The sequence below is a fragment of the Methylibium rhizosphaerae genome, assembly GCF_006386545.1.
Classification (GTDB): Bacteria; Pseudomonadota; Gammaproteobacteria; order Burkholderiales; family Burkholderiaceae_C; genus Pseudorivibacter; species Pseudorivibacter rhizosphaerae.
Window position 1 is genome coordinate 107,921 of the sequence record NZ_SWAR01000007.1, and the last position, 23,817, is coordinate 131,737.

20 protein-coding genes are annotated in these 23,817 nt (G+C 67.9%); 16 read left to right on the plus strand and 4 right to left on the minus strand.

Features of this window, described 5'->3' with window-relative positions:
- Nucleotides 1-18: 18 nt before the first annotated feature.
- A complete protein-coding gene (gene fabI / locus E8D38_RS07985; RefSeq protein WP_140627647.1) occupies nucleotides 19-810 on the plus strand; it encodes an enoyl-ACP reductase FabI in 792 nt (263 codons plus the stop codon).
- A gap of 59 nt (nucleotides 811-869) precedes the next feature.
- Here the strand turns inward: fabI and E8D38_RS28220 are convergent, their stop codons facing one another.
- Nucleotides 870-1,724 carry an SHOCT domain-containing protein gene (locus E8D38_RS28220; RefSeq protein ID WP_219851681.1) on the minus strand — a complete coding sequence of 285 codons (855 nt, stop codon included), beginning with the start codon at nucleotides 1,722-1,724 and terminating at the stop codon, nucleotides 870-872.
- Nucleotides 1,725-1,765: 41 nt separating this feature from the next.
- Nucleotides 1,766-2,740, minus strand: coding sequence for a glucokinase (locus E8D38_RS07995; protein WP_140627648.1), 975 nt, complete (start codon nucleotides 2,738-2,740; stop codon nucleotides 1,766-1,768).
- Between the two features lie 306 nt (nucleotides 2,741-3,046).
- Here E8D38_RS07995 and E8D38_RS08000 point away from each other — a divergent pair, with 306 nt between their 5' ends.
- The 10 genes from E8D38_RS08000 to yjjJ all read left to right on the plus strand — a co-directional run bounded on the left by E8D38_RS08000 (nucleotide 3,047) and on the right by yjjJ (nucleotide 16,934).
- Entirely contained in the window at nucleotides 3,047-4,312 is a 1,266-nt protein-coding gene (locus tag E8D38_RS08000) for a maltoporin (RefSeq protein ID WP_140627650.1), read from the plus strand.
- A 207-nt stretch (nucleotides 4,313-4,519) separates the two neighbouring features.
- A complete protein-coding gene (locus E8D38_RS08005; RefSeq protein ID WP_140627652.1) occupies nucleotides 4,520-6,202 on the plus strand; it encodes an alpha-glucosidase in 1,683 nt (560 codons plus the stop codon).
- A gap of 27 nt (nucleotides 6,203-6,229) precedes the next feature.
- Nucleotides 6,230-7,333 (plus strand): ABC transporter ATP-binding protein, encoded by a 1,104-nt coding sequence (locus E8D38_RS08010; protein ID WP_140627654.1) that lies wholly within the window; start codon nucleotides 6,230-6,232, stop codon nucleotides 7,331-7,333.
- Between the two features lie 79 nt (nucleotides 7,334-7,412).
- Nucleotides 7,413-8,615, plus strand: a complete 1,203-nt coding sequence (gene malE / locus E8D38_RS08015) for a maltose/maltodextrin ABC transporter substrate-binding protein MalE (RefSeq protein ID WP_140627655.1) — start codon at nucleotides 7,413-7,415, stop codon at nucleotides 8,613-8,615.
- A 174-nt stretch (nucleotides 8,616-8,789) separates the two neighbouring features.
- A complete protein-coding gene (malF, locus tag E8D38_RS08020; protein ID WP_140627657.1) occupies nucleotides 8,790-10,307 on the plus strand; it encodes a maltose ABC transporter permease MalF in 1,518 nt (505 codons plus the stop codon).
- 14 nt (nucleotides 10,308-10,321) lie between these two features.
- Nucleotides 10,322-11,212 carry a maltose ABC transporter permease MalG gene (gene malG / locus E8D38_RS08025; RefSeq protein WP_140627658.1) on the plus strand — a complete coding sequence of 297 codons (891 nt, stop codon included), beginning with the start codon at nucleotides 10,322-10,324 and terminating at the stop codon, nucleotides 11,210-11,212.
- A 38-nt stretch (nucleotides 11,213-11,250) separates the two neighbouring features.
- Entirely contained in the window at nucleotides 11,251-11,670 is a 420-nt protein-coding gene (locus tag E8D38_RS08030; RefSeq protein WP_181178985.1) for a pullulanase-associated domain-containing protein, read from the plus strand.
- A 9-nt stretch (nucleotides 11,671-11,679) separates the two neighbouring features.
- The gene (locus tag E8D38_RS08035; protein ID WP_246099399.1) at nucleotides 11,680-13,437 is read left to right on the plus strand and encodes an alpha-amylase family glycosyl hydrolase; all 1,758 of its coding nucleotides are present in this window, start codon (nucleotides 11,680-11,682) and stop codon (nucleotides 13,435-13,437) included.
- Nucleotides 13,438-13,575: 138 nt separating this feature from the next.
- Nucleotides 13,576-15,444, plus strand: coding sequence for a glucokinase (locus E8D38_RS08040; RefSeq protein WP_425462760.1), 1,869 nt, complete (start codon nucleotides 13,576-13,578; stop codon nucleotides 15,442-15,444).
- Between the two features lie 104 nt (nucleotides 15,445-15,548).
- Complete coding sequence (gene yjjJ / locus E8D38_RS08045) at nucleotides 15,549-16,934, plus strand: type II toxin-antitoxin system HipA family toxin YjjJ (RefSeq protein WP_140627663.1); 1,386 nt, start codon at nucleotides 15,549-15,551, stop codon at nucleotides 16,932-16,934.
- Nucleotides 16,935-16,955: 21 nt separating this feature from the next.
- Here the strand turns inward: yjjJ and E8D38_RS08050 are convergent, their stop codons facing one another.
- Nucleotides 16,956-19,226 carry an arginine/lysine/ornithine decarboxylase gene (locus E8D38_RS08050; RefSeq protein WP_140627665.1) on the minus strand — a complete coding sequence of 757 codons (2,271 nt, stop codon included), beginning with the start codon at nucleotides 19,224-19,226 and terminating at the stop codon, nucleotides 16,956-16,958.
- Between the two features lie 164 nt (nucleotides 19,227-19,390).
- Between E8D38_RS08050 and E8D38_RS08055 the strand changes: the two genes are divergently transcribed.
- From E8D38_RS08055 to E8D38_RS08065, 3 genes are read left to right on the plus strand one after another with little or no spacing between them, the layout of a single operon-like run.
- Nucleotides 19,391-19,813 (plus strand): NfeD family protein, encoded by a 423-nt coding sequence (locus E8D38_RS08055; RefSeq protein ID WP_140627667.1) that lies wholly within the window; start codon nucleotides 19,391-19,393, stop codon nucleotides 19,811-19,813.
- A 48-nt stretch (nucleotides 19,814-19,861) separates the two neighbouring features.
- Entirely contained in the window at nucleotides 19,862-20,779 is a 918-nt protein-coding gene (locus E8D38_RS08060; RefSeq protein ID WP_140627669.1) for an SPFH domain-containing protein, read from the plus strand.
- Nucleotides 20,779-21,153, plus strand: a complete 375-nt coding sequence (locus E8D38_RS08065; RefSeq protein ID WP_140627671.1) for a DUF2237 family protein — start codon at nucleotides 20,779-20,781, stop codon at nucleotides 21,151-21,153. Before E8D38_RS08060 ends, E8D38_RS08065 begins: the two co-directional genes overlap by 1 nt.
- Before the next feature lie 3 nt (nucleotides 21,154-21,156).
- Here the strand turns inward: E8D38_RS08065 and def are convergent, their stop codons facing one another.
- A complete protein-coding gene (def, locus tag E8D38_RS08070; RefSeq protein WP_140627673.1) occupies nucleotides 21,157-21,693 on the minus strand; it encodes a peptide deformylase in 537 nt (178 codons plus the stop codon).
- A gap of 69 nt (nucleotides 21,694-21,762) precedes the next feature.
- Here def and gloA2 point away from each other — a divergent pair, with 69 nt between their 5' ends.
- Entirely contained in the window at nucleotides 21,763-22,152 is a 390-nt protein-coding gene (gene gloA2, locus E8D38_RS08075; protein WP_140627675.1) for an SMU1112c/YaeR family gloxylase I-like metalloprotein, read from the plus strand.
- Between the two features lie 115 nt (nucleotides 22,153-22,267).
- A complete protein-coding gene (locus tag E8D38_RS29285; protein ID WP_140627676.1) occupies nucleotides 22,268-23,815 on the plus strand; it encodes a methyl-accepting chemotaxis protein in 1,548 nt (515 codons plus the stop codon).
- Nucleotides 23,816-23,817 lie beyond the last annotated feature (2 nt).

Genomic DNA, 23,817 nt, shown 5'->3' on the forward strand with positions numbered 1-23,817 from the left:
TCGAGAGTGGAGACCTCCATGGGCTTTCTTGCCGGCAAGCGGCTGCTGATCACCGGTTTGTTGTCCAACCGCTCGATCGCCTACGGCATTGCTCGGGCCTGCAAGCGCGAAGGAGCCGAACTCGCCTTCAGCTACGTGGGCGAGCGCTTCAAGGACCGCATCACCGAATTCGCCGCCGAGTTCGACTCGAACCTCGTGTTCGACTGCGACGTCGGCGACGACGCCCAGATCGCCCGCCTCTTCGCCGACCTCGGCAAGGCATGGCCGCAGCTCGACGGCTTCGTGCACTCGATCGGCTTTGCGCCGCGCGAGGCCATTGCCGGAGACTTTCTCGAGGGCCTCACGCGGGAAAACTTCCGCATTGCGCACGAGATCTCGGCCTACAGCTTCCCGGCCATGGCCAAGGCCGCGGCGCCGATGCTGTCGCCCAATGCCGCCCTGCTTACCCTGAGCTACCTCGGCGCAGTGCGCGCCGTGCCGAGCTACAACACCATGGGACTGGCCAAGGCGGCCCTGGAAGCCAGCGTGCGATACCTCGCCGCCAGCCTGGGCCCCAAGGGCGTGCGGGTCAACGGCATTTCGGCCGGCCCCATCAAGACGCTCGCCGCCTCGGGCATCAAGGGGTTCAGCAAGATGCTGCACGAGGTCGAGCAGACTTCCCCGCTCAAGCGCAACGTCACCATCGACGACGTCGGCAACGTGGCCGCCTTCCTGCTGTCGGACCTCGCCGCCGGCGTGACGGCCGAGATCACCTACGTGGACGCCGGCTACAGCCACATGATGGGCGTGTCGGAAGACGACGCCGCCTGAATGCACAAGGGGCCGTGCGTGCTGCACGGGGCCCCTGCGCAACCATCCCCAGCCAGTGCTCAGAGCGTCTGCAGGATCTCGCGACGCTTCTGCTGGTATTCCTCTTCGGTGATCAGCCCCTGGTCGCGCAGGCGCTTGAGGCCGCGCAGACGTTCCGCCTGGGCGTCGTAGAAGCCGGGGTTCGGCGCGGGCGCAGGCGTCGCGGCGGCGGGCGGCGGAACGGCACGAGCCGCGGGCGCTGGCGCCGGCAGCAGCGTTGCGGGCGCCACCGGCACCAGCGTCGGCACGGGCGCATTCAGCAGGAATGCCAGCCAATCTGGGCGGCGCGACGTCGCCGAGGCGCTGCGAATCGTGTCCGCCCCCGCGGTGGCGCGTGAGCCGTAGACGAAGGTCGGCAGCACCTTCGTGCCCCGGTAGGCATTGAAGAAGTCGAGCCGGGCGTCATGCACGATGAATTGCAGCGACTGGCCCTGCACGAACAGGCGCGCGGTGATGCCATAGGGAGTCCCGAGAAAGCCCGCGTCGCGTCGCGAGGTGCTGAGCAGCAGCACGTCTTCGCCCGGCCCGGCCGCAGCCAGGGCCTCGGTGAGCGGGCGCAAGAGCTCCTGCAGCTCATCCGGCCCGAACAGCGCCTCCGGCTTGTCCCTCACGACGACCTGCACCGCGGCGAGCTGGGCGCGCAACCCCTCCGCATTGAGCGCCACCGGGTGATCGTTGTCGGGCGCACCCGATTCCTTCGGAGCAAGGCGCACCGTGGTGAATTCGCCGATCTCCCACGAGCGGGCCTTTGCCGCCTTCTTGGCAGCCGGCTCGGCGGAGGTCGCCGCCAGCGGCGAGGCGGCGAAGCCCGCGACCAGGCTCATGTACAGCACGGCCAACCCCAGGCCTTGCCGGCCGCGTCCAGTCTTGCGCATTGTTGGATGTCTCCTTCGTCTGAGATGGGCCCGGCTGGGCCCTACAGGTCGTCGAGCGCCCGGGCCGCACCGATCAGGGCCGGCGACACCGACGCCTGCACGACATAGGTGGGAATGCCCGCCAGGTAGCCGCGAAAGCGCCCCTTGCTCTCGAAGCGCTCACGGAAACGCGAGCGGTCGAACCAGGGGCCGAGGCGGGGAACGATGCCGCCGCCAATGTACATGCCGCCGAGCGCACCGAGCGTCAGCGCGATATTGCCCGCCACGTTGCCGAGAAAGCTGCAGAACAGCTCCAGCGCCTCGACACACTGCGGATCACTGCCGTCGACCGCTCTGCGGCTGACGTCGGCGGCCTTCAAGGGTTGCACCGGCGCGCCGCGGACCTTGCAGACTGCCTCATAGAGATTGACCAGCCCCGGCCCGGACAACGCCCGCTCCGCGGAGACGTGACCGAACCGCTCGCGCAGCGCGCGGATCACGGCCTCCTCCGCATCGTCCATGGCGGCCAGCGTCTGATGCCCGCCCTCACCGTTGACGGGAATCGCGCCGTGGCCGGCCATCGCAGGCAGCAGACCCGAAACACCCAGCCCGGTCCCGGCACCCAGGAGGCCCAGCGGAGCCCCCGCCACGGCGCGCCCGCCACCGACCTGCCGCAGGTCGTCCGCCCGAAGGGCCGGCAGCGACAGCGCCAGGGCGGTGAAGTCGTTGATGACCAGGAAGCGGTCCATGCCGAGATTGCGCTGCACCCCGCTGATCGAGAACGACCAGTGGTGGTTCGTCATCTTCACCTGGTCGCCCACCACCGGATTCGCAATGCCGATCGCACACCAGCGCGGCGGCTTGCGTTGGTGGTCGTCGAGATACCGCTGCATCGCGTCCTGCAAGGTCGGGAAATCGGCCGCCGGATAGGCCACCACCCCCTCCAGTTCGCCGCCCTGCCGCTCGATCCAGCCGAACCGCGCGTTCGTTCCGCCAATGTCCCCGACCAGCCGGGGATAGGTGCCCTGTTGCTGCATGAACCCTGTCTACCTCGATGTAGGAAAACTACTTCGCGATCGTAGTACAGCCCCTACGGAGTGTCCATAGCCGCCCTTGCGATTGACCGTACAGGGCCACAGAGGTCGCGAAGCTTACCTGGGTAAACCCTCGTTCAATCCACGTAGTTTGGCTACTAGAGTCGCGATGTCTCAAAACTACACGTAAGCGTGTAGTGTTGCTACGCGAAGGTTGTCCCGCGGAAAGAGGGTTCCCCAACCGCCGGCAAGGCTGGTCTGCAGCCCGGGTCGGCAATCTCAGCAAAAACCAACGAGGAGTGAGTTGCGATGAAAGCGAAGTTCAAACTTCTGGCAGCCGCTGCGGCGGTCGCCGGCGCGTTCGGCGTGCCGGCAGTCCATGCCGAGGGCGTGGAATTCCACGGCTACCTGCGCACCGGAACCGGCACCACCAGCGAAGGCGGCAACCAGCAGTGCTTCAAGCTCGGCGGCCCGGCCGACGTGAAGTACCGCCTCGGCAACGAGTGCGACACCTATGGTGAAGCCGCGCTGAAGGTGCCGTTCGGCAAGTCGGACGGCGCCTGGGCCAACTACAACCTGATGCTCGCGCTGCAGGAAGGCACCGAAAGCGACTTCTCCGACGTGAAGGACGGTTCCTTCAACATTGCCAACCGCCAGAACTTCTTCCAGGCCGGCGGCTTCTTCCCGGCCGGCGCGCTCGAAGACGCCTCCATCTGGGTGGGCAAGCGCTACTACAACCGCCACGACGTTCACATCAACGACTACTACTACTGGAACAACAGCGGCCAGGGCTTCGGCCTGGACGACGTGAAGCTGGGCGGCTTCGGCAAGTTCGCCTTCTCGTTCCACCAGAACGGCGGCAACTCCCAGGCGGCCAATGCCATCGCCCCCAAGCGATATGCCGCGCGCCTGTATGACATCGAAGTCAACCCGGGCGGCAAGCTGGAAGGCGAAATCGTCTTCCTGAAGGGCGACACCGCCGGCCCCGACGCCACCGGCAAGGGCACGATGCTCATGCTCGAGCACACCCAGTCGATGCTGGGCGGCTTCAACAAGCTGGCCTTCATCTGGGGCGACAAGCTGGGCGGCGTGCCTTGGGCCCCCACCTACAACGGCGGCGCCAAGACGGACGAGACCCCCGGCGACCAGTTCCGCATCGTCGACCAGCTGTACGTCGACCTGAAGGGCACCAACTGGTCGGGCATGGCCACCTTCGTCTACGCCAAGCTCGAGTGCTGCTCCTTCGGCGGCGTGTGGGGCAGCAACCCCGGCAAGCGCGAGTGGGTCAGCCTCGGCGTGCGCCCGCAGTACAACTTCAACGACAACTTCAGCCTCGCCGTCGAAGCCGGTTACGACCAGGTCAGCCGTCCGAACGAACCGGACGCCAAGCTGGCCAAGCTGACGGTGGCGCCGCAGGTGGCCCTGTCACGCGGCTTCTGGGCACGCCCGGTGTTCCGCGCCTTCGCCACCTATGCCAAGTGGAACAGCGCGGCCGGCGACGTGGGCACGAACGGCGTGTTCGGCACCAAGACCAACGGCATGAACTACGGGGTGCAGGTCGAAGCCTGGTGGTGATGGGCCCCACCCCCGTAGCGCCTTCGGCGCTCCCCCTCAAGGGGGCGACGCCTGCGGACCGGCGGAGCCGGATCCGCGGCGTCCATCGGGGGTGCGTTGGCAGGCCTGGGGGCCTGCCTCGCGTTGCCTCAGGACGAACGACATTGCGCTCCGGGTCTTGTCTCACTACCTTTCGCTGCATTGCCTGAAACCAACACGACGACTCGCATGACGCAAGCTCTCTCGACGACTCCGCACGATCCGCACTGGTGGCGTGGCGGCGTGATCTACCAGATCTACCCGCGCAGCTTTGCCGACAGCAACGGCGACGGCGTGGGCGACCTGCCGGGCATCATCGACAAGCTGCCCTACGTGGCCAGCCTGGGCGTCGATGCCGTGTGGATCTCGCCGTTCTTCAAGTCGCCGATGAAGGACTTCGGCTACGACATCTCGGACTACCGCGACATCGACCCGCTGTTCGGCACGCTGGCCGACTTCGACCGGCTCGTCGCGGTGGCGCACCAGCACGGCCTGAAGGTGATGATCGACCAGGTGCTGTCGCACACCTCCGACCAGCACGAGTGGTTCAAGGAAAGCCGCTCCAGCCGCGACAACCCGAAGGCCGACTGGTACGTGTGGGCCGACGCCAGGCCCGACGGCACGCCGCCCACCAACTGGCTGAGCGTGTTCGGCGGCTCCTCCTGGCAATGGGACTCGCGCCGCCGCCAGTACTACCTGCACAACTTCCTCACCAGCCAGCCCGACCTCAATTTCCACTGCGAGGCGGTGCAGCAGCAGATCCTGGACGACGTGCAGTTCTGGCTCGACCGCGGCGTGGACGGCTTCCGCTTCGACGCCTGCAACTTCCACTTCCACGACCGGCAGCTGCGCGACAACCCGCCGGCCGCCACCCGCGACACCAAGAGCGTGCAGGCCAGCAACCCCTACGGGTTCCAGCGCCACCTGTACGACAAGACCCAGCCGGAGAACATCGCCTTCCTCGAGAAGCTGCGCGCCAGGCTCAACGCCCATGGCGCGGCCTGCGTGGGCGAAGTCGGCGACGACGACTCGCTGGCCACCATGGCGGCCTACACCGCGGGCGGCAACAAGCTGCACATGGCGTACAGCTTCAACCTGCTGACGAACGAGAACACCGCGGCCTACGTGCGCCAGCAGGTCGAGGACCTCGAGGCCCGCATGCAGGGCGGCTGGCCCTGCTGGTCGATCGGCAACCATGACGTGCAGCGCGTGCTCACACGCTGGGGCGGCCCGCAGGCCACCCCCGACTATTCGAAGCTGGCCCTGGCCATGCTGCTGTCGCTGCGCGGCAGCGCCTGCTGGTACCAGGGCGACGAGCTGGGGCTGCCCGAGGCCGAGATCCCGTTCGAGCTGCTGCAGGACCCCTACGGCATCACCTTCTGGCCCGAGTTCAAGGGCCGCGACGGCTGCCGCACGCCCATGCCCTGGGCCAGCAAGCTGCCCAACGCCGGCTTCAGCGGCGACCGCACGGTGCGGCCGTGGCTGCCGGTCCCGCCCGAACATGCGGCACGCGCGGTGGACGTCAACGACGCCGACCTCGGCTCGCCGCTGCATTTCACCCGCCGGTTCCTGGCCTGGCGCAAGACGCTGCCAGCCCTGGTGCGCGGCAGCATCCGCTTCATCGACGCACTCGAGCCGGTGCTGGCGCTGGTGCGCGAGCCGGAAGCCGGCGACGGCGGCCCTGGGGTTTTTGCGGTCTTCAACCTGGGCGCCCAGGCCGTTGACGTCGAACTGCCCGGAGCCCCGGACAGCACTCCGCTGGCCGGCCACGGCTTCGACGCCGCGCACACCGCCCGGCGCGAAGGCGCGCGGCTTTCGCTGCCGGGCTGGGGCGCCTACTTCGGCCAGCTGCAATCCTCCGCCCAACGGTGAACTGAACGGTGAACTGAACAGACAGACATGGCGAACCTGCAACTCAAGGCCCTGCGCAAGTCCTACGGCGACGTCCAGACGCTGCACGGCATCGACCTCGAAGTCCGCGACGGCGAGTTCATCGTGTTCGTGGGCCCGTCGGGCTGCGGCAAGTCCACCATGCTGCGCTGCATCGCCGGGCTCGAAGAGATCACCAGCGGCGAGCTGCACATCGGCGGGCAGCTGGTCAACGAAGTGCCGCCGGCCAAGCGCGGCATCGCGATGGTGTTCCAGAGCTATGCGCTCTACCCGCACATGACGGTGGCCGAGAACATGGCCTTCGGGCTGCGGCTGGCCGGCTTCGGCAAGGCCGACCAGCAGTCGGCCATCCAGCGCGCCGCGCAGATCCTGCAGATCGAGCACCTGCTGGAGCGCAAGCCGAAGGCGCTGTCGGGCGGCCAGCGCCAGCGCGTGGCCATCGGCCGCGCCATCGTGCGCAAACCCGGCGTGTTCCTGTTCGACGAACCGCTGTCCAACCTCGATGCGGCCCTGCGCGTGCAGATGCGGGTGGAGCTTGCCCGCCTGCACAAGGAGCTCCAGACCACCATGGTCTACGTGACGCACGACCAGGTGGAAGCCATGACGCTGGCCGACCGCATCGTGGTGTTCAACGCCGGGCGCATCGAGCAGGTGGGCACGCCGATGGAGCTGTACCACCACCCTGCCAACCTGTTCGTGGCGGGCTTCATCGGTTCGCCGAAGATGAACTTCATCGAGGCGACGCTGGTGTCGGCCACGGCCACGGAAGCGACCGTGCGGCTCGACGACGGCGCCACCGTTCGCGCGGCGGTCGACGCCACCTCGCAAGCCACAGGCAGCAAGCTCACGCTGGGCGTGCGCCCCGAGCACCTGCAGGCCGGCACGGAAGACGTGCCCAACGCACTGCTCGGCCAGGTGCAGGTGGCAGAACACCTGGGCGACGTGACCTACCTGTATGTGCAGGTGCAGGGCGCCGCAGCCCCGGTGGTGGTGCGCGCCGCGCCCGAGAACCCGCTGGTACCGGGCCAGACCGCCCACATGGCGCTGCCGCCCTCGCGCTGCTACCTGTTCGACACCGAAGGCCGGGCCCTGCCCCGCACGGCAGCCGGCTGATCCGCCGCGCGACCGATCTTTTTTCCCGTCCGTTCCCAACCGCACAGCCCACAAGAGGCGTACACAAAGGAGATAGGCAATGAAGATTCAACGTCAACGCATCCAGCTGGTGGCCGCCGCCGCTGCGCTGGCCCTGTCTGCCGGTTTCGCCGGCCAGGCAGCCGCGGCCGAGCCGGGCAAGCTGCTCATCTGGATCAACGGCGACAAGGGCTACAACGGCCTGCAGAAGGTCGGTGACGAGTTCGCCAAGAAGACCGGCGTGCAGGTGGTGGTCGAGCATCCCGAAGACGCCCCCGGCAAGTTCCAGCAGGCCGCAGCCGCCGGCAAGGGACCCGACATCTGGATCTGGGCGCACGACCGCATCGGCGAGTGGATCGCCGGCGGCCTGCTGCAGCCGCTGTCGCCATCGAAGAAGGCGCTGGCCGACATCGATCCGCTGGCGATGAAGGCCTTCACCGTGGGCGGCAAGACCTGGGGCTACCCGATCTCGATCGAAGCCGTCTCGCTGATCTACAACAAGGACCTGGTGCCCAACCCGCCCAAGACCATCGAAGAGATCGCCGCGCTCGACAAGAAGCTCAGCGCCCAGGGCAAGAAGGCCATCCTCTGGGACTACAACAACACCTACTTCACCTGGCCGCTGCTGGCCGCCAACGGCGGCTATGCCTTCAAGCAGAAGGCCGACGGCAGCTACGACCCGGCCGACACCGGCGTGGCCAGCGCCGGTGCGCTCAAGGGCGCCGAAGCGCTGAACAAGCTCGTCAAGGACGGCGTGATGCCCAAGGGCGCCGGCTATGCCGACATGGAGTCCGGCGTCAACCAGGGCAAGATCGCCATGATGATCAACGGCCCCTGGGCCTGGGACAACCTCAAGAAGTCGAAGATCAACTTCGGCGTCGCCAAGATCCCGACCGTGGGCGGCAAGAAGGCCGCGCCGTTCGTCGGCGTGATGGGCGCCATGGTCTCCAAGGCCTCGCCGAACCGCGACGTGGCGGTGGAGTTCATCGAGAACTACATGCTGAGCGTCGACGGCCTGAAGACCATCAATGCCGACGTGCCGCTCGGCACCCCCGCGTCGAAGAAGCTGTTCGCCGAGCTGAAGAGCGACCCGAACATCCAGGCCACCATGGCCAGCGCGCAGGACGGCTCGCCGATGCCCAACAACCCGGAGATGGGTCGCTTCTGGTCGTCCATGCAGTCGGCCCTGCAGAACATGACCGAGGGCCGCCAGAGCCCGAAGGAAGCGCTGGATGCTGCCGCCAAGCGCATCTCGGCCAAGTGATCAGAACGAACTGAACCAACCGAACCAACGGAACCGACGGATCCGTGTGAAGCGTGCGTGCATGACGCCCGCTGATGCCAGGCAGCCTGCCCACGAGGCGGGCTGCCTGCCGCATCGAATCGCCCCCTGCCCTTTCCGGCCGCCGTATCCAAGCCCTGCCCGCCCTCTCCTGACATGAAACGCTGGCTCGTCCCTGCGACCTTCGCCCTGTTCGGCCTGGCCGCGCTGTACATCTCGGTGCTCGTCTACGCGGCGGGCGAGACGCTGCTGGCCGGCACCATCCTCGTCATCGTGGCCCTGGCCGTGTGGGTCTACAGCTCGGCGCGCACCTACGCGTGGCGCTACCTGTTCCCCGGCATCGCCGCCACGCTGATCTTCGTGGTGTTCCCGATCCTCTACACGATGGCGATCGGCTTCACCAACTACAGCTCCAAGAACCTGCTGACCTTCGAGCGCGCCACCCGCTACCTGCTCGACGAGACGCACCGCGCCGAAGGCCCGGCCTATGCCTTCAGCCTGCACGGCGACGGCCGCGAATACCGCGGCCGGCTCGAGAACGAGGACGCTTCGGCGGTGTTCGTCACCGGCCCACTCGCGCTCAGCAGGAACACGCCGCTGGAAGTGGAGGCGCAGCCGCTGCAGGCCTCCGGCATCGCGCTGGCCGATGCGCTGCCGCTCAAGGACGTGATCGCACTGCAGCCCAGGCTGCGCGAGCTCACCATCAAGATGCCCGACGGCAAGGCCGTGCGCATGACCAGCCTGCGCGAGTTCGCGCCGGTGGAGCCGCTGTACGAGCAGCGCGCCGACGGCACGCTCGTCAATCGCGAAGACGCCACCGTGCTCAAGGCCAACAAGGCCACCGGCTTCTACGAAACCGCCGCCGGCGAGCGCGTGGCGCCCGGCTTCCGCGTGGGCACCGGCTGGGACAACTACGCCCGCATCTTCACCGACAAGGCCTTCCAGGAGCCCTTCATCCGCATCTTCGTGTGGACCGTCGTGTTCTCGGCCCTCACCGTGGTGTTCGCCGCATCGCTCGGCATGTTCCTGGCGGTGCTGCTGAACTGGGACGCTCTGCGCTTCAAGGGCGTCTACCGCACGCTGCTGTTCCTGCCCTACGCGGTGCCGGGCTTCATCTCGATCCTGGTGTTCAAGGGCCTGTTCAACAACAACTTCGGCGAGATCAACCTGATCCTCGACGCGCTGTTCGGCATCAAGCCGGCCTGGTTCAGCGATCCGTTCCTGGCCAAGGTGATGCTGCTCATCGTGAACACCTGGCTGGGCTACCCGTACATGATGGTGGTCTGCATGGGGCTCATCAAGGCCATCCCGGCCGACCTGTACGAGGCCTCGGCGGTAGCCGGCGCCGGCCCGCTCACCAACTTCTTCCGCATCACGCTGCCGCTGATCCTGAAGCCGCTCACGCCGCTGCTGATCTCGGCCTTCGCCTTCAACTTCAACAACTTCGTGCTGATCAGCCTGCTCACCGGCGGGCGGCCCGACTTCCTGGACACCAGCGTGCCGGCGGGCACCACCGACCTGCTGGTCTCCTACACCTACCGCATCGCCTTCCAGGACTCGGGCCAGCAGTTCGGCCTGGCCGCCGCCATCTCGACGGTCATCTTCGCGATGGTCGCCGTGCTGTCGCTCATCAACATGCGCTTCACGAAGGTGGCGCAAGACGAAACCCGCTGAGGAGGCACGCAAAGATGGCCATCGTCCTCGACAAGTCCCACCGCTGGCGCGTGCTGGCCGCGCACGCCTTCATGATCGGCCTGATCGCGCTGGTGATCTTTCCGTTCCTCATGATCCTGTCGATCTCGCTGCGGCCGGGCAACTTCGCCACCGGCAGCCTGATCCCCGAGACCATCAGCTTCGAGCACTGGAAGCTCGCGCTGGGCATCAGCTACCAGGACGCCGACGGGCGCCTCGTGACACCGCCCTTCCCGGTGCTGCTGTGGCTGTGGAACTCCATCAAGATCGCCTTCGTCACCGGCATCGTTACGCTGTTGCTGTCGACCACCGCGGCCTACGCCTTCGCCCGCATGAAGTTCCGCGGCAAGCAGACGGCGCTGTCGGCGCTGATGCTCATCCAGATGTTCCCGGCCGTGCTGGCACTCGTGGCCATCTTTGCGATCTTCGACCGCATCGGCAACGTGTTCCCGTTCTTCGGCATCGACAGCCACGCGTCGCTCGTGCTCGCCTATGCCGGCGGCATCGCGCTGCACGTGTGGACCATCAAGGGCTACTACGACACCATCCCGGTCGAGATCGAGGAAGCGGCCAAGGTCGACGGCGCCACGCCGTGGCAGGCCTTCAGGCTGGTGCTGCTGCCGATGGCGGTGCCCATCCTGATGGTGGTGTTCCTGCTGGCCTTCATCGGCGCCATCATCGAATACCCGGTCGCCTCCATCCTGCTCAAGCAGGAAAGCCAGCTCACGCTGGCGGTGGGTTCCAAGCTCTTCCTGTACGAGCAGAAATACCTCTGGGGCGACTTCGCGGCCGCCGCCATTCTTTCCGGCCTGCCGATCACGGTCGTGTTCATCCTCGCGCAGAAATGGATGATCTCCGGCCTCACCTCGGGCGGCATCAAGGGTTAGTCCTCCAACAACCAACCTCGCATCGAGGAGACACGCACATGAAACTTCACGTCATGCTGGCTTCGCTGCTGGTGGCCGGCTCTGCCTTTGCACAGTCCGCCCCGCCCGCCGGCTCGGTGGCCATCCACTACAACCGCTGCGACGGCAACTACGCCGGCTGGGGCCTGCACCTGTGGAAGGACCCGGGCATCCCGCTCGTCGGCGTCGAATGGCAGAAGCCCATGATGCCCACCGGCAAGGACGACTTCGGCGTGTACTGGCACACCAAGCTCGACGACTACGTGAAGGGCAAGGTGAACTACATCATCCACAAGGGCGACACCAAGGACCAGGGCGGCCGCGACATGAGCTTCGACGGCAACGCGACCCAGGAGATCTGGGTCAACGACGGCGACCGCAAGATCTACACCTCGCTCGAAGAAGCAAGGAAGGGCCGCGAGGCCAAGCCCTGCAAGTAAGTGATGCTGATGCGCAGCCTCCAGGACCTGCCCATGCCCTTCGCCGCCCGACACCTGCTGTCGCCGCTGTTGCTCGCCCTGCTGGCCGCCTGCGGCTCGACGGCGCCGACCGCGGTGCGGCAGGCCCCGGCCCCGGCCGCACCTGCCGCAGCGCCGCAGCCCGCGCCCGCCGCGGTGTCCGGCAGCTTCGCCGACAACCCGATCGTCTATTTCGTCGTCACCGACCGTTTCGAGAACGGCAACCCCGGCAACGACAACAGCTACGGCCGCAGCCGCGAAGCCTCCGCCCGCGAAGACGTCGGCACCTTCCACGGCGGCGACCTCAAGGGCCTGACCCACAAGCTCAGGCAGGGCTGGTTCAAGGAGCTGGGCGTCAACGCGCTCTGGATCACTGCGCCCTACGAGCAGATCCACGGCTGGGTGGTAGGCGGCAACAAGGAGTTCAAGCACTACGCCTACCACGGCTATTACGCGCTCGACTACACGGTGCTCGACCGCAGCATGGGCACGCCCGACGAGTTGCGCGAGCTGGTGGACACCGCGCACGCGCAGGGCATCCGCGTGCTGTTCGACGTGGTGCTCAACCACCCCGGCTACCTCGACATCCGGACCGCCCAGGACCTCGGCGTGAAGGTGCTGTGGCCGAACGCCGAGAACGCCACGCTGCGCAACTACCACTCGTTCATCGACTACAACAACTTCGCCTTCGGCGACTGGTGGGGGCGCGACTGGGTGCGCGCCGGGCTGCCCGGCTACATCGACGGCGGCCGCGACGACCTGACCTCGCAGCTCGCCTACCTGCCCGACTTCCGCACCGACAGCACCGAGCCGGTCAAGCTGCCGAAGTTCCTGCGCAGCAAGCCCGACACCAAGGCAGTGGACCTGCCGAACACCACGGTGCGCGGCTACCTCGTCAAGTGGCTGACCGACTGGGTGCGCGAATACGGCATCGACGGCTTCCGGGCCGACACGGTGAAGCATGTGGAGCCCGCCGCCTGGGCGGAGCTCAAGGCCGAGGCGGTGAAGGCGCTGGCCGACTGGAAGACCAGGAACCCCGCCAGGAAGATCGACGACGCACCCTTCTGGATGGTGGGCGAGTACTGGGGCCACGGGCCCGAGCGCGGCAAGCTGCATGACGCCGGCTTCGACGCGATGATCAACTTCGACTTCCAGGAACGCGCCGGCCAGTACGCGCAGCCCGAGAAGCTGTTTGCCGAGTACGCCAAGCTGCAGGCCGGCAAGCCGGCGCAGATGCTCAACTACATCTCGTCGCACGACACCCGGCTGTCCGACCGCACCCGGCTCATCGAGTCGGGCGCCGCCCTGCTGCTGGCCCCCGGGGCCGTGCAGATTTACTACGGCGACGAAACCGCACGGCCCGCCGGCCCGGTGCCGGGCAGCGACCCGCAGCAGGCCACCCGGTCCGACATGAACTGGGCCAGTGCCGATGCCGCGGTGCTGGCGCACTGGCGCAAGCTCGGCAGCTTCCGCGCGCGGCATGTGGCCCTGGCACGCGGCGAGCACCAGAAGCTCAGCGACGCGCCCTACACCTTCGCCCGCGTCGACCGTGCCAGCGGCGACGCGGTGGTGGTCGCGATGAACGCTGCCGGCGCAGCGAGCCTGCCGGTGGGCACCGCCTTCGCCGAAGGGCAGGCCGTACGCGACGCCTACAGCGGCACGACCGCCATCGTGCGCAACGGCAGCGTGGTGCTTCAGGGTGCCGGGCCGTACGTGCTGCTCGAGCGTGCACCGGCGGGTTTGCGCTGATCACACCGGTTGCGCGTATGCGAGCAGGCAGCAGGACCACCCGATTCGGTACAGTGGCTGTAGTTACAACCGACTACGGCCACCATGTCCCTGTTGCTCGACCCGTCCGCACCGCAGCCCACCAAGGGGGTGCCTGACATGGGCTGGCCTTCGCAGGTGCCCTACCCCGAGCCGCGGCTGCTCGCCGACATCGGCGCCACCTATGCCCGCTTCTGCCTGGAGCAGCTGCCCGGCCGCTTCGACTATGTGACGGTGCTGCCCTGCGCCGACTATTCCGGCTTCGCCGAGGTGATGAAGGCCTACCTCGACGGCCTGCCGGAGGGTCTGCATCCGAAACACGGCGCGGTGGCGCTGGCCAACCCGATCGAGGGCGACCGGGTGCGCATGACCAACCGCGACTGGGAGTTCTCGATCCAGGAGGCTCAGCGCGCGCTCGGCCTGGCCACCCTGCTGGTGGTGAACAACTTCACCGCGCTGGCCATGTCGCTGCCGCGCGTGGGCGCCGAAGGCCGCATGCAGGTGGGCGGCGGCGAGCCGCAGACCAACGGCGTGATCGGGCTGCTCGGCCCCGGCACCGGCCTGGGCGTTTCGGGCCTCATCCCCACCGGCGACCGCTGGTTCACGCTGGCCACCGAAGGCGGCCATGTGAGCTTCTCGCCCACCGACGAGCGGGAGCTGCGGGTCCTGGCCCATGTGTGGAAGAGCATGCCGCACGTGTCGGCCGAGCGGCTGGTCTCCGGGCCCGGGCTCGAGCTCATCTACCAGGCGCTCATCGACGGGCACGGCGACGTGCGCGACCGCCAGCTCAAGGCGGCCGACGTGGTGCAGCGGGCGCTGCAGAACCTGTGCCCCTATTGCGTCGAGACGGTCGAGTGCTTCTGCGCGATGCTGGGCACGGTGGCTTCCAACCTCGCGCTCACGCTGGGCGCCACCGGCGGCATCTACGTGGGCGGCGGCATCGTGCCGCGTCTGGGCGAGTTCTTCCTGCGGTCGCCATTCCGCGAACGCTTCGAGGCCAAGGGCCGCTTCTCGGGCTATGTGGCCCGCATTCCGACCTACGTGCTCACCGCCGAGAACCCGGCCTTCCACGGCGTGTCGTCGCTGCTGGCCGAGCACGTGCCGGCCCAGGAAGGCGGCAACCCGCTGATGGAGCGGGTGCGCGCCGCGCGCACCTCGCTGTCGCCGGCGGAGCGCCGCGTGGCCGACTTCGTGCTCGACAACCCGCGCACCGTGCTCAACGATGCCATCGCGGTGATCGCGCAGATGGCCGAGGTGAGCCAGCCCACGGTGATCCGCTTCTGTCGCTCGCTGGGCTTCCAGGGCCTGGCGGACTTCAAGCTCAAGCTGGCCTCGGGCCTCACCGGCACCATCCCCGTGCAACGCACCCAGGTTCGCCGGCAGGACGCCACGCCCGACCTGTGCGCCAAGGTGCTCGACAACACCATCTCGGCGATCGTGCAGTTCCGCGAGTCGCTCAATGTCGACGCGGTGGACCGTGCCATCGACATCCTTCGCGAGGCCAAGCGGGTCGAGTTCTATGCCATCGGCAATTCGTCGGTGGTGGCGCTCGACGCGCAGCACAAGCTGTTCCGCTTCCGCATCCCGTCGGTGGCCCACACCGACGTGTCGATGCAGTCGATGGCCGCCGAACTCCTGGGGCCGAAGGACGTGGCGGTGTTCATCTCCAGCTCCGGCCAGCCCAACGACCTGGTGCGTGCGGCCACCCTGGCCATGGAACGCGGCGCCTCGGTCATCGCCATCACCGCCAGCAAGTCGCCGCTGGCCAAGAAGGCCACCGTGTGCATTCCGGTCGACCACACCGAGGACAGCTCGACCTTCATCGCGATGATCTCGCGCATCCTGCACCTGCTGGTGATCGACATGGTGTCGGTCGGCGTGGCGGTGCGCCGCTCGCCCACCTCGCCGATGTCGCAGCTGGGTGCCGGGCTCGAGCCTGAAGGCGCGGCAACCCCCGCCCCGGGCGTGCTGATCTCGCATGTGGCCTGATCGCCGCCAATAGCGCCAGGAATCTTCTCAAAACACGCGTCGAAGAACACAGGCGCATGAGGAGAAAGAGGCGATAAAATCGCCTCAAGTATCTTCTCATAACCATGCGCCCACGCAACCAGACCGCCCGCGACCAGCTGCTCTCCACCCTGGGCCGCCAGCCCGCCGCCGGCGCGGCCGACCTGGCCGCGCGGCTGAGCGTGAGCCTCGCCACGCTGCACCGGCTGCTGCAGGAGGTGCAGCCGCAGGTGCTGGCCACCGGCCGCGCGCGCCGCACCCGTTATGCGCTGCGCCGCCCCTTGCGCGGCGATCTGTCCGAGCTGCCTGTCTATGAAGTCGACGCCGCCGGACGCGCCGACCTGCTGGGGCCGCTGGCCCTGGTGGCGCCGCAGGGCACCTGGATGGACTTGTCCGGCAGCCGCTGGCCGGTGCCCGAGGAGTCGCGCGACGGCTGGTGGGGCGGGCTCCCCTACCCCCTATACGACATGCGGCCGCAAGGCTACATGGGCCGGCAGCTGGCCCGTGCCTCGCACCGCGAGCTGGGCGTGTCGGCCGACCTGCAGGCCTGGTCCGACGACGATGTGCTCCACGTGCTGAGCCGGCTGGGGTCGGACGTGAGCGGCAACCTGATCCTGGGCAACCTGGCCTACGAGCGCTGGCTGTCCGGCAAGCTCGCACCGCCTGCGCCGCTGGCCGAGCCGCAGCTCGGCCCGGCCTATGCCGCACTGGCCGAGGAAGCCATCGCCACCGGCGTGGCCGGCTCCAGCGCGGCCGGTGAATTTCCCAAGTTCGCGGCGCAGCGCCAGCTCGCGGGCAGCCGCACGCCGCATGTGCTGGTCAAGTTCTCCGGCGCAGACCGCTCCGCCGCCGTGCGCCGCTGGTCGGACCTGCTGGTGTGCGAGCACCTGGCGCTCGAATGCATCGCGGAAGGCCTGCCGGACCAGGCCAGCGCCCGCAGCCGCGTCGTGCAGCATGCCGGCCGCACCTTCCTCGAGCTCGAACGCTTCGACCGGCACGGCGCCTTCGGCCGCAGCGCGCTCATCGGGCTCGAAACGGTGAACGCCGCCTTCATCGGCGACACCTCCACCGACTGGACGCGCCTGGCCGAACGCCTGGTGGCGGCCGGCCTGCTGGGCGAAGACGACGCACAGCGCATCCGCCGCCTGTGGTGGTTCGGCCGGCTGATCGGCAACACCGACATGCACACCGGCAACCTGAGCTTCATGCCGCTGGAAGGCCGCTTCGTGCTGGCGCCGGCCTACGACATGCTGCCGATGCTGTATGCGCCGCTGCCGGGCGGCGAGCTGCCGGCGCGGGAGTTCGCGCCGCCGCTGCCGTTGCCGCCGCAGCGGCCCGAATGGAATGCGGCCTGCAGTGCCGCCCTTGGGTTCTGGCAGCGGGCGTCGAAGGACAGCCGCCTGAGCAGCGTGTTTCGCGCCAGCTGCAAGGCCAACGGCCAGCAGCTGCAGCGGCTGGCCGAGCACGCCTGAGCGAGCGGCGGCAGCCCCGCCTCAGTCCTTCACGCAGTCCACGTAGTAGTGGCGCTGCCCGCCCACGGTTTCCTCGGCCTCCACCAGCCCGTGCACGTCGGTGTCGAAGCCCGGGAAGGCGGCGTTGAACTCGCGGGTGAAGCGCAGGTAGTCCACGATCTTCTTGTTGAAGCGCTCGCCCGGGATCAGCAGCGGAATGCCCGGCGGGTAAGGCGTGAGCAGCGAGGTGGTCACCCGGCCTTCGAGCTGGTCGATGCCCACGCGCTCGGTCTTGCGGTGCGCGATGCAGGCGAAGGCCTCGCTCGGCTTCATGGCCGGATGCAGGTTCGACAGGTACATCTCGGTGGTCAGGCGCGCGATGTCGCCCTTGGCGTACATCTCGTGGATGGCCTGGCAGAGGTCGCGCAGGCCCATGCGTTCATAGCGCGGGTGCGCCGCGCAGAACTCCGGAAGGATGCGCCACATCGGCTGGTTCTTGTCGTAGTCGTCCTTGAACTGCTGCAGCGCCGTCACCAGCGTGTTCCAGCGGCCCTTGGTGATGCCGATGGTGAACATGATGAAGAACGAGTACAGCCCCGTCTTCTCGACCACCACGCCGTGTTCGGCCAGGAACTTGGTGACGATGGACGCCGGGATGCCGGTCTTGGCGAACTTGCCGGTCACGTCGAGCCCCGGCGTGATGACGGTGGACTTGATCGGGTCGAGCATGTTGAAGCCCGGCGCCAGGTTGCCGAAGCCGTGCCACTTCTCGTTGGCCTGCAGCACCCAGTCGTCCTGGCGGCCGATGCCGTCGGCATTGAGCCGGTCCGGGCCCCAGACCTTGAACCACCAGTCCTTGCCGAACTCCTTGTCGACCTTGCGCATGGCACGGCGGAAGTCCAGCGCCTCCTTGATGCTCTCTTCCACCAGGGCGGTGCCGCCGGGCGGCTCCATCATCGCGGCGGCCACGTCGCAGCTGGCGATGATGGCGTACTGCGGGCTGGTGGACGTGTGCATCAGGTACGCCTCATTGAAGAGGTGCGTGTCCAGCTTGCGCGTCTGCGAGTCCTGCACCAGCACCTGCGAGGCCTGGCTGATGCCCGCCAGCAGCTTGTGCGTGGACTGTGTGGCGTAGGTCATCGCCTCCTTGGGGCGCGTGCGGCCCTTGCCCATGGCGTGGTAGGTGCCGTAGAACTTGTGGAAGGCGGCGTGCGGCAGCCAGGCTTCGTCGAAGTGCAGCGTGTCCACGTAGCCGTCGAGCAGGCTCTTGATGGTCTCGGTGTTGTAGAGCACGCCGTCGTAGGTGCTCTGGGTGAGCGTGAGGATGCGCGGCTTCACCTGTTTCGGGTCCACCCCGGCCAGCAGCGGGTTGGCCGCGATCTTCTTCTCGATGACCTCGCGGGTGAACTCGCTCTGCGGAATGGGGCCGATGATCCCGTAGTGGTTGCGCGTGGGCGTGAGGAACACCGGCACCGCGCCGGTCATGATGATGCTGTGCAGGATGGACTTGTGGCAGTTGCGGTCCACCACCACCACGTCGCCCGGCGCCACCGTGTGGTGCCACACCATCTTGTTGGAGGTGCTGGTGCCGTTGGTGACGAAGAAGCAGTGGTCGGCATTGAAGATGCGCGCGGCGTTGCGCTCGCTGTCGGCCACCGGGCCGGTGTGGTCGAGCAGCTGGCCGAGCTCCTCGACCGCGTTGCACACGTCGGCGCGCAGCATGTTTTCGCCGAAGAACTGGTGGAACATCTGGCCGATCGGGCTCTTCAGGAAGGCCACGCCGCCCGAATGGCCCGGGCAGTGCCACGAATACGACCCGTCCTGCGCGTAGTGCAGCAGCGCCCGGAAGAACGGCGGCGCCAGCGAATCGAGGTAGCTCTTGGCCTCGCGGATGATGTGGCGCGCCACGAACTCCGGCGTGTCCTCGAACATGTGGATGAAGCCGTGCAGCTCGCGCAGGATGTCGTTCGGGATGTGCTGCGAGGTGCGCGTCTCGCCATACAGGTAGATCGGGATCTCGGCGTTCTTGAAGCGGATCTCCTCGATGAACTTGCGCAGGCTCACCACCGCCTTCACCGGCTCGCTGCTGCCGTCGGCCTCGACCAGCTCCTCGTCGTCGATCGACAGGATGAACGCGCTGGCACGGCTTTGCTGCTGCGCGAACTGCGACAGGTCGCCGTAGCTGGTGACGCCCAGCACCTCCATCCCCTCCTTCTGGATCGCGTCGGCCAGCGCACGGATGCCGAGGCCCGAGGTGTTCTCGGAGCGGAAGTCCTCGTCAATGATCACGACGGGAAAGTGAAAACGCATCATGGCGGGCGGCCTTTCTGGGGACTGCGAGAGGTGAAATCCGGCTTGCGGCCTGTGGAGAAAGCGCGAAGTGTAGGACTGTTCGGTGACCGCCTCGCACGCATGGACGCAGACCGTGGTCTGCGTCGTACACTGCCGCCGTCTTCTACGGGCGGAGGGGAGTGAACATGAGCGATGCGACCCTGTGGTGGATCGCGACCGGGGTGGCGGTGGCGGTCGAGCTGGCCACCGGCACCTTCTATCTCCTGATGCTGGCCATCGGGCTGGCAGCCGCCGCGGTGGCGGCCCACCTCGGCGCCGGCTTCTCCATGCAACTGGTGGCCGCTGCAGTCATCGGAGGCGGCGCGGTGACCGCGCTGCATCTTCTTCGCGCGAAGCGACCGGCCGCCCCGCCGGCCGGCGCCAACCGCGACGTCAACATCGACATCGGCGAGCGCGTCACCGTGACGCAATGGAACCCCGACGGCACGACGCGGGTCCAGTACCGCGGCGCCTCGTGGGCCGCCCGCTATGCCGGCACCGATGCGCCGGCCCCCGGCGAACACGTGATCCGGGCGATCGACGGCAGCCAGCTCCTGCTGGGCCGCTGACGCACGCCCTCCCGACACACCTCAAACACAACGACGGAGAACCGATCCATGGAAGCTGTCGCCATCGTGCTGCTCATCATCGCGGCCATCTTCATCGTGCGCGCCGTGAAGGTCGTGCCGCAGCAGCACGCCTGGGTGGTCGAGCGGCTGGGCAAGTACCACGGCACGCTCACCCCGGGCCTCAATTTCCTGGTGCCCTTCGTGGACCGGCTGGCCTACAAGCATTCGCTGAAGGAGATCCCGCTGGACGTGCCCAGCCAGGTCTGCATCACCAAGGACAACACCCAGCTGCAGGTCGACGGCATCCTGTACTTCCAGGTCACCGATCCGATGCGCGCGAGCTACGGCTCGTCGAACTACATCATCGCCATCACGCAGCTCGCCCAGACCACGCTGCGCAGCGTGATCGGCAAGATGGAGCTCGACAAGACCTTCGAGGAGCGCGACGCGATCAACGCCTCGGTGGTGAGCGCGCTCGACGAGGCCGCCCGCACCTGGGGCGTGAAGGTGCTGCGCTACGAGATCAAGGACCTCACGCCGCCGGCCGAGATCCTGCGCGCGATGCAGGCGCAGATCACCGCCGAGCGCGAGAAGCGTGCGCTGATCGCCGCCTCCGAAGGCCGCCGCCAGGAGCAGATCAACATCGCCACCGGCGAGCGCGAGGCCTTCATCGCCCGCTCCGAAGGCGAGAAGCAGGCCGAGATCAACAAGGCCCAGGGCGAGGCGGCCGCCATCACCGCGGTGGCCGCCGCCACGGCCGAGGCCATCAGCAAGATCGCCGCCGCCATCGAGCAGCCGGGCGGCGGCCAGGCTGTACAGCTGAAGGTGGCCGAAAAGGCGGTCGAGGCATTCGCCCAGCTGGCCCAGAAGAACAACACCATGATCGTGCCGGGCAACATGAGCGAGGTGTCGTCGCTCATCGGCACCGCGATGACGCTCATCAAGGGCAGCACGCCCGCACGCTGATGGAAGCCAGGAATGTGCTGGGCACGCAGCTCGTGCCCTGCTCCTACGACCCGCTCACCGGCTGGTGGCGCGACGGCTGCTGCCACACCGACGAGAACGACCCCGGCAGCCACGTCATCTGCGCCCGCATGACGATGGAGTTCCTGAACTTCTCGATGGAGCGCGGCAACGACCTCATCACGGCCCGGCCCGCAGCGCGCTTCCGCGGCCTGAAGCCGGGAGACCGCTGGTGCCTGTGCGCCCTGCGCTGGAAAGAGGCCATGGAAGAAGGTTACGCGCCGCCGGTGGTGCTGGAAAGCACGCATGAACGGGCCCTGGAGACCGTGCCGCTCGAGACCCTGCAGGCGCACGCGTGGAGCACGAACTCCGCTTGACGCTCAGTCGTCCTGGCTCGCGTCGAGGCCGGGGAACAGCACCTCGGTGAAGCCGAACCGGCTGAAGTCGCGCACCCGCATCGGATAGAGCTTGCCCAGCAGGTGGTCGCACTCGTGCTGCACCACCCGCGCATGGAACCCCTCGGCCTCGCGCTCGAGCGGCTGGCCGGCCGGGTCGAAGCCGCTGTAGCGGATGCGCGCGAAACGCGGCACCACGCCGCGCAGGCCCGGCACCGACAGGCAGCCTTCCCAGCCCTCTTCTTCCTCGTCGGACAGCGGCACGACGGTCGGGTTGATGAGCACCGTGCGCGGCACCGGCGGCGCATCGGGGTAGCGGTCGTTCTTCGTGAAGCCGAAGATCACCAGCTGCAGGTCCACCCCGATCTGCGGCGCGGCCAGGCCGGCGCCGTTGGCAGCCTCCATGGTGTCGAACATGTCGGCAATGAGCGCCTGCAGTTCGGGCGTGCCGAACTCACGCACCGGCTGGGCCACGCGCAAGAGGCGCGGGTCGCCCATCTTCAGGATCTGGCGCACGGTCATGGTGGTATCTCTTGAAGCAGGAAGCGTCGGTGGCGCATGGTAGCCGCGACGCTGCGGCACACTGGCGCGATGCAGCTTGCCCGACTCCACCACGTTGCCGTCATCGCCTCGGACTACCCCCGCTCCAGGCGCTTCTATACCGAGGTGCTGGGCCTGGCGGTGGTGGCGGAGACCTACCGCGCCGCGCGCGACTCCTACAAGCTCGACCTGGCCCTGCCCGACGGCACGCAGATCGAGCTGTTCTCCTTCCCCAGCCCGCCGCCGCGCCCGACCCGCCCCGAGGCCTGCGGGCTGCGTCACCTGGCCTTTGCGGTGCACGACCTCGACACCGCCCTGGCCCACCTCGGCCGCCATGGCGTGGGCACCGAACCGGTGCGCCTGGACGAGCTCACCGGCCGGCGTTTCACCTTCTTCGCCGACCCCGACGGCCTGCCGCTGGAGCTGTACGAGCAGGCCTGACCCTCCGATGGGGGTGTCACGCAAATTTCACTGAAGCTTTCCATGGCAGGTGCCGATACCGCGGCTAGAGCAACTCGTTGAGCCTGCTCGCCAACAAAGTTTCAGGGACCACCTCATGAAGAACGCCCTTCACCAGCGGCTGCTGGTCGCTTTCGGCATCGTGATCGCGCTGATCGGGCTGACCGGCGCCACGGTGGGCTGGTACACATGGAAGACGCAGCGCGACTTCACGTACCTCTATGACAACACCCGCGGCTCGGGCGAGCTGCTCAAGGCGAGCAGTGCCCTCTGGCAGCTTCGCTACAACCTCGCCGTCGCCGCCACGGCCGACGAAGCCGGCATCCGCAAGGCGGCCGGCGAGGAGGCCAAGCTGTTCAAGACGGTCAACGATGCGCTGGACGTCTACGGCGCGCTGCAGCTGAGCGCCGACGAAGGCGCCGCCCTGGACCGGGTTCGCGAAGCCCTGCAGCGTTACGGGCAGGTCCGCCCCCAGTGGTATGAACTGCGGCTGCAGGGCAAGGACGAAGAGGCCAGGGAGTACCGGGCCAGGAACGCCACGCCGACCGGCGCGGCGCTCGCCAAGGCCTTCAACGCTCAGGTGGACCTGCAGGCTGCAGCGGCCGCCGAATCGCACCGGGTCCTCGACGCCGGCGCGTCCCAGGTCCGGCTGATGGTCGTCGGCATCTGCGTCGTGGCGCTGGGCATCGCGGTGTGGCTGGCCGCCTGGATCGTGCGCGTGCTGACCGGCCCGGTGGCGCGCGCCACGGCGGTGGCCAACAACATCGCCCAGGGGCAGCTGTCCAACGAGATCCCGAACGACAAGGGGCCGATGGGCCACCTGATGAGCGCGCTGCGCGACATGCAGGCCAGCCTCTCGCACATCGTGTCGTCGGTACGGGCCAACGCCGAGCAAGTCGCCACCGCCGGCACCCAGATCGCCCAGGGCAACAACCACCTGAGCGCCCGGACAGACGACCAGGCGTCTGCGCTGCAGCAGACCTCGGCCTCGATGGAAGAGCTGGGCGCCACCGTGCGCCAGAACGCCGACAACGCAGCCCAGGCCAACCAGCTTGCCCACGGCGCCTCGGCGGTGGCGGTGAAAGGCGGCGAGGTGGTCGCGCAGGTGGTCGACACGATGAAGGGCATCAACGACAGCTCGCGCCGCATCGCCGACATCATCGGCGTGATCGACGGCATCGCCTTCCAGACCAACATCCTCGCCTTGAACGCGGCCGTCGAGGCAGCGCGTGCCGGCGAACAGGGCCGCGGCTTCGCGGTGGTGGCCGGCGAGGTGCGCACGCTGGCGCAGCGCAGCGCCGAGGCTGCCCGCGAGATCAAGAACCTCATCAACGCCAGCGTCGAGCGTGTCGAGCAGGGCAGCGCGCTGGTCGACCAGGCCGGCGCCACGATGAACGAGGTGGTGGCCTCCATCCGCCGCGTGACCGACATCATGAGCGAGATCAGCGTGGCCAGCGCCCAGCAGAGCGCCGGCGTGGCCCAGGTGGGCGCGGCCGTCACCAAGATGGACGAGACCACCCAGCAGAACGCCTCGCTGGTGCAGGAAAGCGCCGCGGCGGCCGAGAGCCTGAAGGAGCAGGCGCACCGGCTCGTCGAGGCGGTGGCGGTGTTCAAGCTGGGCGCGGGCGAACCGAGGCTCGCCTGACG